The organism is Micromonospora sp. NPDC005197, assembly GCF_040608295.1.
Taxonomy (GTDB): Bacteria; Actinomycetota; Actinomycetes; order Mycobacteriales; family Micromonosporaceae; genus Micromonospora.
This window is the reverse complement of sequence record NZ_JBEXHY010000011.1, coordinates 75,197-87,105: the sequence shown is the minus strand read 5'-3', so window position 1 is coordinate 87,105 and position 11,909 is coordinate 75,197. Positions and strand designations below refer to the sequence as shown.

Sequence of the window (11,909 nt, the reverse complement as noted above, 5' to 3'; positions counted from 1 at the left end):
GCGACGCCGCATATGCCGGCGTCGCAACGGGCAGCCCGGCGACGTCAGACGGCCTTGAGGTCGGCCGCGCCGAAGGAGACGGCGAATCGCTTGCACCAGATGGAGACGCTCCGGAAGTCGCGGGGGTCAACCGATGCCGGTATCTCGTACACCTGGTTGCCCTGATTGCCCTTGAGCCTGGCCAGTTCGACCCATTCGCCGTCATCGAACACCCGCCACCCGGCCTTGCCGAGGGTGACCGGTTGGTCGGTCAGCCACACTCGCAGGTCCGGCCCGCTCGACGTACTCAGGTTCCGGATGACGAGCTGGTGGCGCCCGTCGGCGAGCCGGTGGATCTCGGCACTGCCGGTCGTCCGGTGCTCGTGGGTGACGAACTCGCCGGCGGTCAGGATCGCGTTCCCGGCTGGTGTCGCCGCCGGAGCCGCGGACGCGGGAGTGGGCGCGGTCGACGTGGTCCCCACGGGGGGAACCGCCTCGTCGACGTACGTGTCGGTGAACAGCTTCCACGGTTGGAACCAGTAGAGGGCCAGAGCCGCCACGAGGACAGCGGAGGCGAGACCGGCCCAGGCCACTCGCGACCGGAAGATCCATTTTCCCACCCCCGCAGCGTACGACCCCCGCAGCCGTCGAACTGGTCGCGAACCCTTTCGGAACCCTTACGACGCTCCGGGTCGCCCACTCCAGCCCACGTCGGTTGTCGTCGATGAACAGGTGGTGCGGTGCGGTTGCGGGCCGGCCGGGCCGGCACACCACACCGTTGCCGATCGCCCAGGCTGATAGGTTGATCTCAGGTGTGCCGGGAAGCCTGGTCGGCGTTGCGATAACGGCTGACCAGAACCGGAGAAGCGCCGAATGAGCATCCTGGCCTGGATCGCGGTGGCCGTGTTCGCCGCCGCCTACGTCCTGATCGCCACCGAGAAGATCAACCGGGTGGCGGTGGCCCTGGGCGGCGCGTCGATCATGTTGGCGATCGGGGCGACCGATGCCGAGCATGCGTTCTTCTCCGAAGAGGCGGGCATCGACTGGAACGTCATTTTCCTGTTGCTGGGGATGATGCTGATCGTCGGTGTGCTGAAACGCACCGGCCTGTTCGAGTACTTGGCGATCTGGAGCGCGAAGAAGGCTCGGGGCCGTCCGTTCCCGATCATGGTGATCCTGGTGGTGGTGACCGCCGTGGTGTCGGCGGCGCTGGACAATGTCACGACCGTGCTGCTGGTGGCGCCGGTGACGCTGCTGGTGTGCGAGCGGCTCGGCGTGCCGCCGATCCCGTTTCTGATCGCCGAGGTCATGGCGTCCAACATCGGTGGCGCGGCAACCCTGGTCGGCGACCCGCCGAACATCATCATCGCCAGCCGGTCGGGGTTGAGTTTCACCGACTTCCTGAACGTCATGGCCCCGCTGGTGCTGATCGTGCTCGTCGTGTTCGTCGGCCTGTGTCGGATCATGTTCCGCACGGCGTTCCGCTACGACGCCGAGCGCGTGGCCCGGGTGATGGCGCTGCGGGAGGCGGACGCGATTCGCGACCGCCGCCTCGTGGTGATCAGCCTGGTGGTGCTCGGCACGGTGCTGCTCGCGTTCAGCCTGCACACGGTGCTGGACCTGGAGCCCTCGGTGGTGGCCGTGCTCGGTGGCCTGCTGTTGCTGGCGTTGTCGCGGCTGGACACGGAAGACGTGGTCAAGGACGTCGAGTGGCCGACGCTGGTGTTCTTCGCCGGCCTGTTCGTCATGGTCGGAGCCCTGGTCGCCACCGGAGTGATCGACAGCGTCGCCCGGTCGGCGACCGAGGCCGTCGGGGGCAAGCTGTGGCCAGCCACCATGTTGATGCTGTGGGCGTCGGCGGGGCTGTCGGCGATCGTGGACAACATCCCGTACGTGGCGACGTTGAGCCCGATCGTGAGCGAGCTGGTGAACGCCGAAGGTGGGCTCGGTAAGGCTCAGGTGCTGTGGTGGGCGCTCGCCATCGGGGCTGACTTCGGCGGCAACGCCACCGCCGTCGGCGCTTCGGCAAACGTGGTGGTGCTCGGCATCGCCGAACGTGCCGGGCACAAGATCACGTTCTGGGGGTTCACCAAGTACGGTCTGATCGTCACCGTGATCTCGGTGGCGATCGCGGTGCCGTATCTGTGGCTGCGATTCTTCTGACGCTCAGGTGCCGAGCATCCGGTCGAGCAGCCCGTCCAGGGTGATCGCGCCGGTCATCACCCGGTCGTGGTCGACGACCGCGACCAGCGGCACATTCGATCGCGCCATCACCGAGGCGACCTCGAGCAGGGTGGCGTCAGCGTTGACCGCCGGCAGGCCCGGACGGTTGCGGGGCAGCAGGTCCGCGACGGTGCGGTCGCCTATCCCCTCCAGGATCACGTCGGCAGCGGCCTCGTCGATCACCCGGGCCAGCGCCGGATCGTCCTGGCAGTAGGACGGCAGTGCCATCCGCAGCACCTGCGTGCCAGCCAGCACCGTCGACGGGCGGCCCTTGGCGTCCACCACGATCAGGCCGGGCAGGTCCTGCGCCGCCAGGATCCGCGCGGCCTCCCGGGCCGGCATGTCCTCGGTGACGGTGTCCATCGGGATGGCCACATCGCTCGCGCGCATGCACCGACGATACGCCCGGACGCCGCGTTGACCGCGCTGACGCCGCCTGGCAGCCCCCCACTCGCAGTGGACCTATTTCTGGTAGACGTCCGGAACGTCGTCATGGTCACGGTCGACCTGCTCGGCCTCGTAGATCTGCCGGTACACGCGATTACGCAACCGCAAGATGACCGTGGCGAGCGCGGCGGCAATCAGGGAGCCTCCCAGCACAGCGATCTTGACCCGGCCGTCGGCGTCGCTGCCGACACCGAAGGCGAGTTCGCCGATCAGCAGCGAGACGGTGAACCCGATGCCGGACAGCACGGCCAGGCCGACCACGTCGATCCAGGCCAGCCCCGAGTCCAGTCGGGCCCGGGTGAACCGCGCGACGAGCCAGGTTGCCAGCAGGATGCCGATCGGCTTGCCGACGACCAGACCGAGCATGATGCCCACGGCGATCGGGTCGGTGAGCGCCTGCGTCAGGCCGTCCAGCCCGCCGACGGCCACCCCGGCGGCCATCAGCGCGAACAGCGGCACCGCAACACCGGCGGAGATCGGCCGGAATCGGTGCTCGAAGTGCTCGGCCAGGCCGGGTCCGGGGCCGGCCCCTGTGGAGCGCGGCACCGGGACGGCGAAGGCGAGCAGCACCCCGGCGACTGTGGCGTGCACGCCGGAGGCGTGCACCAGCGCCCAGGTTGCGAACGCCAGCGGCAGGAGCAGCCACCATGAGCGCACCCGACGCTGCACCAGCAGCGTGAACAGGCCCAGCGGCACCACCGCGGCCAGCAGTGGCAGCAGCGACAGGTGGGCGGTGTAGAAGACCGCGATGATGACGATCGCCAGCAGGTCGTCCACCACCGCCAGGGTCAGCAGGAAGGTGCGCAGCGCGCTCGGCAGATGCCGGCCGATCACGGCCAGCACGGCGAGGGCGAACGCGATGTCGGTGGCGGTTGGAACCGCCCAGCCCTTCACCGCGCCGCCCCAGTTCACCACCGCGTACAGCAGGGCCGGCACGAGTACGCCGCCGACCGCGGCGGCGACCGGGACCGCGGCCCGGCGGGGATCACGCAGATCACCGGCGACGAACTCGCGCTTGAGTTCGAGACCGGCGACGAAGAAGAAGATCGCCAGCAGCCCGTCAGCCGCCCACGTCGCCAGCGACAGTTCAAGGTGCAGCGCGTGGGGCCCGACGGTGAGCGCCGTCATCGCCTGGTAGCGGTGCGCCCACGGCGAGTTCGCCCAGATCAGCGCCACGACGGCACCGACCAGCAGCAACGCGCCGCCGATCGTCTCCTTGCGCAGCACGTCGGCGATGCGACGTGCCTCAGCCCAGGAACCACGGCCGAGAACACGAGGAGGCGACTGAGGGTTCGACGTCACAAGCGGGCCAACTTTCGAAAGACGGGTCGGAACCATCTGCCGACCAGACTTCCCGGCGCACCGGAACCCATCGTACCGGGGCCTTTCGCCGCGGATCCCTCGACCGCAGACAGCCGACGGCGCGCCATCGGCCGCCAGATCTCGTTTCAACCGACCGGCTCCGTGGGTACGCTCCCACCGGCTGATCATCCGATCGACGGAGACCCTCGTGATCATGGCTCTGCTGCTCGACCTCGCCAACATCGTCGGTGGTTTCCTGCTCGCCGTCTCGGTGCTGCGGCTGTTGCCACGCGTCGGTGACGACCTGGGCCGCCTCGCCGGTCGGGCGGCCCCGATCGCGTGGGTGGTCGGCCTCGTGGCGCTCGTGACCGGCGGCTACCACCTCATCGTCCACCTGGTGTCCGGCCCCCGGGTGTTCCACTTCGAGGTGGTGGGGATCGGTGTGGGGCTCGCCCTGTTGTGGAGCCGGCTGACCGGTCGGCCGGCGTCGCGCGAGGAGCGGTCGGACGGCGCGACCGGAGTCCGCCTGTTGCTCGCGATCTTCGGTCTCATCGCGATCGTCGTCGGTATTCAGGGGCTCTTCACGCCGGACGGCTGATCAAGCCCGCACGCCCGACCCGCGCGTGCGGCGTTCGCGCATGAGCGGGGTGTCACCCCGGCGGTCAACGTCGGTTCCCATCAATTCCCTGATTGAGGAGAGTCCCATGTCGGTCCAGGCATTTCTCTACGTCATCGCGGTCATCCTGATCGTGCTCGCCGCACTGCCACTGCCCACTCGGGGTGTCTCGTTCGCGCTGCTGGGCGCCGCCTGCGCCCTGCTCGCCTACGCCTGGCCGGTGATCACCGACTGATTCTTCGTCGGTGTGGTCGGTGGCCGGCAACCAGCGCCCGACAGTGTTGCCGGCACCCGGCCATGTCCCACCCTGCGGGGTCCGACAGGGACTCGTCGATGGACGGACGCGACGGACGCCAGCGGCGTCCACGAGACGCTTCCGGTCACCGGGGCGGCCCGAAGTGGTGGGTGAGCGAGGCGCGCAGGGTGTCCGCATCCCCGGCGGACCAGGCGACGAAGCAGTCGGGGCGTACGAGCAACGCGGTCGCGGTCGTGCCCCGCAACGCGCCGGCGACGACGTCGACCCGGTCCCGCCAGGGCGCGGCCACCTCGGCGTAGACACCCGTGGAATCCAGTAGCAACGGCCGGGCGGTGCGGGTCAGCTCGGCGAGGCGTACCGCGCCCTGGTCGGCGTGCACGACCACGTCGGGGGCGCACCGGCCGGCCAACGGGTCGGCGGGGTCGGCGGGGTAGTGGATGTCCGCGCCGGACATCAGCGCCGCGATGTGCCCGGTCACCTCCGGGATGCGCAGCAGTTCGGCGAAGAGTTCCCGCAGGCCGGTGATCTCGTCGCCGGGCCCGATGAGCGCCGACTGCGCCTGGGTGGACATGACGACCCGTTCGGCGACGGGACGGCGCTCGGTCTCGTACGTGTCGAGCAGGCCCTGCGGCGCCCACCCGCGCACCGTGGCGGCCAGCTTCCAACCCAGGTTGACGGCGTCCTGCAGGCCCAGGTTGAGGCCGGGGCCGCCGATCGCGGGGTGCACGTGCGCGGCGTCGCCGACCAGCAGCACCCGGTCGGCGCGGTAGCGGGCGGCGATGCGGGTGTTGCGACCGGTCAGCCGCCGCAGCAGGCCGGGGCCGTCGGGTGGGCCGAAGGGGATGTCGACGCCGAGCACCCGGGCGACGCTGGCGCGTAGCTCCGCCAGGGTCATGGGGGTCTCGTCGCTCGTCGGCGTGTCGGGCCACTCCGTCGTGCTCAGGATCGCCGGGCGGCCGGGGAAGGGCGCCCAGGCGATCAGGCCGCGCGGGGTGCGGGTGTGCTGGAACGGCGGGACGACGCCGTAGCCGGGGGCGCACAGCCCGCCGGTCTCCGGGTCGAGGGATGACGCGGGGACGGTCACGGTGGCGGTGCGGGAGACCGACCGGTCGAACGTGGCGCCGGGAAAGTCGATGCCGGCGAGGCGGCGCACCGCGCTGCGACCGCCGTCGGCGCCGACGAGGAAACGGGACGTGAGCTGCGTACCGTCGGCGAGGTGAACCTCGACCGCGTCGGGGCGTTGGCGGAGGTCGACGACCTCGTGGCCGCGGCGCAGGTCGACGCCGAGCTCGACGGCGCGGGCGGCGAGGGTGGCCTCCAGCTGGGCCTGCGGCACGCCGAGCACGTAGTGCGGATTCTCCGCGAGCACCGTGAGATCCAGCGGGAACGCGCCGAAGGTGAAGGCTGGTTGGGGGGACGGCGGGGTGCTCTCGCCGCTGAGCCGCGCGTAGAGGCCGCGCCGGTCGAGCAGGCGGACGACCTGGCCGACGAGGCCGTTGGCGCGGGGCTCGCCTCCGGGCGTGGCGTGGCGTTCGAGGACGACAGGGTGGAGGCCGGCCAGAGCGAGTTCGCAGGCGAGCATGAGGCCGTTGGGGCCGGCTCCGACGATGAGCACATCGATCACGATCGTGATCCCTTCGGGGTGTGCGTCATCGCCGCGGCAGGCGCGGAACGCGACCGGCCCGCCGTGGGGTGTGACGCGGACAAGAAGTGGCTGGGGTGGTGCCGTGAGCGAGGGGCGGGCCTCAGCGGGGCGGCGCGGGGAGGCCGGCGGCGACCTGGGTGAACGCGTCGGTGATGAGGCGCTCGATCGGGGTGGGCGGGTCGGGGCTGTCGAGATAGTGCTGCATGGCGACGGCGACCGCGGCGCTGGCGGCGGCCGCGACGAGCCTCGGATACATGTCGGTGGCGAGGTCGGTGCCCGTGCGCTCGGCGACCGCGGCGGCCAACTCGGCCTCGGCGATCGCGACGGCGCGCAGCCGCTCGCCCTGCAGGGCAGGCTCGGCGAGCATGGTGCGTACGCCGGCCACCCACTGGGCGTGCGCGGGGGACGGCATGGCGTCGACCTCGGGGCCGCGGGTGAACTGCTCCAGCGAGGCCTGGGTGAGTGCCGCCCAGAGCGGCTCGTCGGCGGGGCGTTCCCGCAGCGCGGCGGCGGTGCGCAGGCTGCGGTCGAGGTGGCGGGAGGCGATCGCCTCGGCCTTGCTGGAGAAGTAGTTGTTGAAGGTGCGCGGCGAGACGCCGGCAGCCTCGGCGATGTCCTCGACGCGAACGTTGTCGTAACCGCGCTCCGCGGTGAGGTGGATCGCGGCCCAGCCGAGCGCCGCCCGCGTCTCGGCCTTCTTGCGCTCCCGCAGCCCCGTCATGCCACCACCCTAGCACTAGTTGCGCGCCCCGCAAATATGCGTGCCACGCAAACTGATGGTCGCTGGTGCCCAGCTCACCCGACGATCGGGTAACTCCCGATCCTCGGTGACCGGTCGGCCTCACTCGGCGGGGAGGCGATAGCCGAGTCCCCGTACCGTCTGAATCAACTCGGGCCGACCCAGTTTGGCGCGCAGCGCCGCCACGTGGACCGCCAGGGTGTGCCGGCCCGACCAGGTGGTCTGCCACACGTCCAGCATGATGCGCTCGCGCGTGAGCGCGAGGCCGGGTCGACGGGCGAGCGAGGCCAGGATGTCGAATTCCTTGCGGGTCAACGACACCGGCCGGGCGTCCACGTGGACCGTGCGGGCCGAGAGGTCGATCCGCAACCCTCCGACGTCGATGACGTCGGACGGTCGCGGACCCTGCCGTGCTGTTCGCCGCAGCAACGCCTCGATGCGCGCCTGAAGCTCGTCCATCGCGAACGGCCTGACGACGTAGTCGTCGGCGCCCATCCGCAGGCCGACGATGCCGCCGCGCTCCTCGCCCCGTTCGGTGACCGCGATGATGCCCAGCTCGGCGCTGCGTTCCCGCAGCGCCCGGCACACGGCGAATCCGTCGCCGTCCGGCAGACAGAGATCCAGCAGGACCAGGTCGCAGGGGGCCGCCACGAGCGCTGCGGCACCTGTCGACGCGTGTCCACCTGATAACCGCACCGGCGCAGCGTCGAACCCAGGACCGCAGAGATCCGCCGGTCGTCCTCCACGAGCAAGATCCGCATCGCCCCGCCTGTCGTCGTCGCGGCGCCCACCCGGCGCGGGGCGAGAGCGGGATCGCCAGCGGCCAGGGCGGCCGGCGACGTCGTCGACGCACCTCGTCAGTCCCGAACGACGGGGGGACGTTCCGCCGCGAATAACAGCCGACAGCGCTGAGCCGGCGCTGATTTCTGGCTGAGGCGGCGATCGGACGGGCGGACGTCGAGGGCGCGAGGCATGGTTGCTCCGCCCGGAATACTGGTCGGTGAGGGACTCGCAGTCGAGGCGTCGCGATCGAACTTGAGAGAGTCTTGACCGGCGTCCCGGCTAGCCGAGCGGTGCCGCCTCGGCGGCGCCGATCTCCCGGAACAGCTCGTGTGCCGCCCGCCATCGGGTCTGAGCCGCCGACGGACGGCCCAGCGCCGCGTACGCGCCGCCGACGGTCATCAACGTGCGGGCGTACGCGAGACGTTGCCCTGCCCGGCGTTGGACGCGCAGCGCCGGACGGCCCTCGACGAGGCACCCCGCGGGATCGCCGAGGCCCAGTCTCGCGGCGGCGAGGCGGCTGCGCGCCTGACCGGCCACCAGCCGGTACCCACCGGCGCGGGCCGCCGCCATCGCACCGGTGGCGTGCTCGTGGGCGCTGTCGAACTCCTTGCGGGCCGCGCTGAGATCGGAGAGCAGCATCAGCGCCTCGACCCGGGCGCGCTCGTTGCCGGTCCGATCCGCCAGGTCAAGCACCAGATCGAGCCGGCGGCCCGCCTCCGCCAGTCGGCTCTGCCGCAGCAGTACCTCGGCGAGCGCGGTCTGGGTGACCACCTCCAGTCGGCCGTCCGCCAGTCCCTGGACGATGTCGAGGCCGAGGTGGAGCACCTCCTCGGCCTCCGCGTAGCGTCCCGCGTCACCGTGCACGCGGCCGAGCGTGGTGAGCGAAGCGGCCTCCTCGTGCCGGGCGCCGATCGTCCGGCCGACGCGCACCGCCTCCTCCGCTGCCGTCCGCGCCTCGTCGAGCCGGCCGAGCTCCCGGGCCACCAGCGCGAGGTTCTCGCTGGCCACGGCAGCGCCCAGATGTTGGCCGGTCGCCCGCAGCAACCCCATCGCCAGTTCGCCGTGCCGTGCGGCCGCGGCCAGCTCGCCCACCTCCTCGCAGGCGGCCGCCAGGTTTGCCAGCGTGCCGGCCTCGGCTCGGCGGTCGCCGATCTCCCGATCGATGACGAGAGCCTGCTCGAACCGGCTGATCGCGGCCCGGGGCCGGCCCAGCTGAGCCAGTGCGATACCGATGCTGCAGTGTGCCGCCGAGGCGCCGACCTGCCAATCGGCTCGGGCGGCGAGCGCCGCGACCGCCTCGTACTCGGCGCGGGCGGCGCGCAGATCGCCGGTACGCCAGTTCAGCAGTCCCAGGCTTTGTCGCATCACGGCCTCGCCGCGAAGGTCGCCGTCGCGGCGGGCCGCCTTGAGCCCGGTCCGGGCGATCGACCGCCACTGGCTCAGCGGCGTCCGCATGCGGAGGAAGTCGTACAGGGCGTGGGCGAGTTGCCACGCCATCCGGTCTCGGCCGTCGGCAGCCGCGTGTTCCAGCGCCGCCACCAGATTCGCCGTTTCCGCACCGAGCCATTCGCGGGCGGGTGCCTGATCGTCGAGCTCAGGGATCCGTACGCCGGTCGGCGGTGGATCCGGCGGCAGCCGTAGCCGCGACGGGCCGTTCAGCGCGGCGCTGGCCCGGGCGACAGCATGCAGGTAGAAGTGCAGCAGCCGGTGCACGGCGGCGGCATTGTCGGCCGCGTCGCCATGTTCGGCGGCGAGCTGCGCTCCGTACTCGAGCAGCAGGTCGTGGCTGACGATCCGGGCTGCCCGGGTGATTCGGATCAGGTGCAGTCGGGCGAGGGTGTCGATGAGCGGTTCGAGATCGTCGCAGGGCAGGCCGGTCAACGCCGCGGCCGCGGGTACGGCGAGGCCGGACGGTGCCGGCACCAGTCCGAGCAGCCGGAACACCCGACCCGCTGGGGCCGGGAGCGCCTGGTACGACAGCTCGAACGCGGCCCGGACGGCGGTGCTGTCGTCACCCTCGACCCGCAGCTGCGCGACCCGGCCCCGCGCGATCAGCTCGTCGAGGTGCCTGCGCACGCTCACGTGCGCCCGGTCGGCCAGGCGGGCGCCGGCGATGCGCAGGGCCAGCGGCAGGTGCCCGCAGATCTCGGCCAACTCCCGAGCAGCGGCCGGGTCGGCGTTGATCCGCTCGGCCCCCGCGGTGCCGACGAGCAGTTCCACCGCGTCGGCGGCAGGTAGGACGTCGAGAGTGAGCCGAGCGGCACCGTCCCGGGCGACCAGGCCGCTGAGCCGGTCCCGGCTGGTCACCACCACCAGGCAGTCCGGGCCGCCCGGAATGAGTGGCCGCACCTGGTCGGCGTCGGCGACGTTGTCCAGTACGAGCAGAACGCGTCGACCGGCGAGCGTCGAACGGTACAGCGCGACCTGCGCGTCCGGCTCGGCCGGTATCCGGTCGGCGGTGACGCCCAGCGCGTCCAGCAGCAGCGGCAGCGCCTCACCGGGGGTCCGGCGTGGACGACTGTGGAACCCGCGCATGTCCACGAACAGATGTCCGTCGGGGAAATGGTGGTGGACGTCGTGCGCCCACCGCACCGCCAGGCTGGTCTTCCCTGCCCCCGCTGGGCCGCAGACGACGGCGACCGGCGCCGCCCGCTCCTTCAGCACCTCGTCGAGGAGGGCCAGTTCGCGTCGGCGGCCGACGAAGCCGGGTGTGGCCGCCGGCAGTTGCCGCGGCACCACGCCCGTCGGATCCCGCACCCGCTGCCCCGCGGGTTCCGCGACGGGCTCGGCGCCGGCGAGCATTGCGCGATAGGCCCGCTGGAGCTCCTCGCCCGGCTCGATGCCGAGCCTCTCGACCAGGTTCTCGCGGACCCGACGAAACAGGGTCAGCGCGTCGACCCGGCGGCCGCACCGGTGCAGCGCGATGAGCACCGCCAGCGCCAGACGCTCCCGGGCCGGGTTGTCGGCTATGAGGTCGGACAGATCGTCGACGATGTCACCGTACCGGCCCAGCCGGAGGTCGAGGTCGGCTCGCAGCTCAACCGCCGCGAACCGCTCCTCGTTCAGCTGTGGGGCGACGAGTTCGTCCAGCCACGGGCCGGCGACGTCCGCCAACGCCGGCCCCCGCCATCGGCGCAGAGCGCGGTCGACCAGCTCACGAGCCTGCTGCGGCTCGCACGTGCGCGCGGACCGCAGTAGGTCCCGAAAGTCGTGCAGATCCACCGCGGACCGGTCGACGGTGAGCCGATAGCCGGTCCCCACCCCCACCAGCTCGGCTGTGCGTGGCGGCGGGTCAACCGAGTTGAGCAGGGCCCGTAGTCGGGAGACGCAGCCCTGTACCGCGTTACGAGCCGATGCGGGCGGTGCCGTGCCCCACAGTGCCGTCACCAGGCGGTCGATGGGAACGATGTTTCCGCACTCCAACGCCAGCATGGCCAGCACGGTGCGCTGCTGCGCGGCCGACGGGCCCAGCCAACGGGTGCCGTGCCACACGCCGACCGGACCCAGCAGCCGGATCTGCAGGCCGTCCTCCGCTTGGTCCACGCCCGGTCCGATCCGTAGGAATCCACGACGCTGGAAATGATCTCACCATCGACATGCCCCCGGCAGCCCATCGGCGCCCACCCCTGAATCAGCCGTCCGTGTCGTCGGTCACGCTCCTGCCGAGGCGTCTCAACGCCCTTCGGGACCTGGAGTCCACAACGGACAAGCCCGGCGCGGTGCGGCCGCCACTTGTCGTGGCTGCTTCGGTCAAGATCTGTTCAAGAACACCGCCGAAACCTGGACCCCTGAGTTGTTCTCTTGAAACGGTGATGGGAGTGATCCAGAGCAGCGTCGATGTCCGGAGACACATTGGTGCTGCCCATCGTCCGGACGCCGTCGTCACCGCCTCGGGAGGCACCGTCGTGTCAGGACCATT

Annotated in this window: 9 protein-coding genes and 1 pseudogene; 3 read left to right on the top strand and 7 right to left on the bottom strand. The window is 71.5% G+C overall.

Annotated features, from left to right (window positions below; translation table 11 throughout):
- Window positions 1-44: 44 nt before the first annotated feature.
- On the bottom strand, window positions 45-572 hold the full coding sequence (locus ABZU46_RS07070) for a DM13 domain-containing protein (protein WP_354855534.1): 528 nt from the start codon (window positions 570-572) through the stop codon (window positions 45-47).
- 280 nt (window positions 573-852) lie between these two features.
- Between ABZU46_RS07070 and ABZU46_RS07065 the strand changes: the two genes are divergently transcribed.
- Window positions 853-2,142, top strand: coding sequence for an ArsB/NhaD family transporter (locus tag ABZU46_RS07065; RefSeq protein ID WP_354855531.1), 1,290 nt, complete (start codon window positions 853-855; stop codon window positions 2,140-2,142).
- A 3-nt stretch (window positions 2,143-2,145) separates the two neighbouring features.
- Here the strand turns inward: ABZU46_RS07065 and ABZU46_RS07060 are convergent, their stop codons facing one another.
- Together ABZU46_RS07060 and nhaA are read right to left on the bottom strand one after the other, a co-directional pair.
- Window positions 2,146-2,592, bottom strand: a complete 447-nt coding sequence (locus ABZU46_RS07060; RefSeq protein WP_354855530.1) for a CBS domain-containing protein — start codon at window positions 2,590-2,592, stop codon at window positions 2,146-2,148.
- Window positions 2,593-2,664: 72 nt separating this feature from the next.
- Entirely contained in the window at window positions 2,665-3,987 is a 1,323-nt protein-coding gene (gene nhaA, locus ABZU46_RS07055) for a Na+/H+ antiporter NhaA (protein ID WP_354855529.1), read from the bottom strand.
- 178 nt (window positions 3,988-4,165) lie between these two features.
- Between nhaA and ABZU46_RS07050 the strand changes: the two genes are divergently transcribed.
- Together ABZU46_RS07050 and ABZU46_RS07045 are read left to right on the top strand one after the other, a co-directional pair.
- Window positions 4,166-4,549 (top strand): hypothetical protein, encoded by a 384-nt coding sequence (locus ABZU46_RS07050; RefSeq protein WP_354855533.1) that lies wholly within the window; start codon window positions 4,166-4,168, stop codon window positions 4,547-4,549.
- A gap of 106 nt (window positions 4,550-4,655) precedes the next feature.
- The gene (locus ABZU46_RS07045) at window positions 4,656-4,802 is read left to right on the top strand and encodes a hypothetical protein (RefSeq protein WP_272616708.1); all 147 of its coding nucleotides are present in this window, start codon (window positions 4,656-4,658) and stop codon (window positions 4,800-4,802) included.
- Window positions 4,803-4,947: 145 nt separating this feature from the next.
- Here ABZU46_RS07045 and ABZU46_RS07040 read toward each other — a convergent pair whose 3' ends face one another.
- From ABZU46_RS07040 to ABZU46_RS07025, 4 genes and pseudogenes are all read right to left on the bottom strand, one after another.
- Complete coding sequence (locus ABZU46_RS07040; protein WP_354855528.1) at window positions 4,948-6,447, bottom strand: FAD-dependent monooxygenase; 1,500 nt, start codon at window positions 6,445-6,447, stop codon at window positions 4,948-4,950.
- A gap of 121 nt (window positions 6,448-6,568) precedes the next feature.
- Window positions 6,569-7,189 carry a TetR family transcriptional regulator gene (locus ABZU46_RS07035; protein ID WP_354855527.1) on the bottom strand — a complete coding sequence of 207 codons (621 nt, stop codon included), beginning with the start codon at window positions 7,187-7,189 and terminating at the stop codon, window positions 6,569-6,571.
- A 120-nt stretch (window positions 7,190-7,309) separates the two neighbouring features.
- Window positions 7,310-7,968: pseudogene (locus ABZU46_RS07030) on the bottom strand (response regulator transcription factor).
- A 301-nt stretch (window positions 7,969-8,269) separates the two neighbouring features.
- On the bottom strand, window positions 8,270-11,533 hold the full coding sequence (locus ABZU46_RS07025) for a BTAD domain-containing putative transcriptional regulator (RefSeq protein ID WP_354855526.1): 3,264 nt from the start codon (window positions 11,531-11,533) through the stop codon (window positions 8,270-8,272).
- Between the last annotated feature and the right edge of the window lie 376 nt (window positions 11,534-11,909).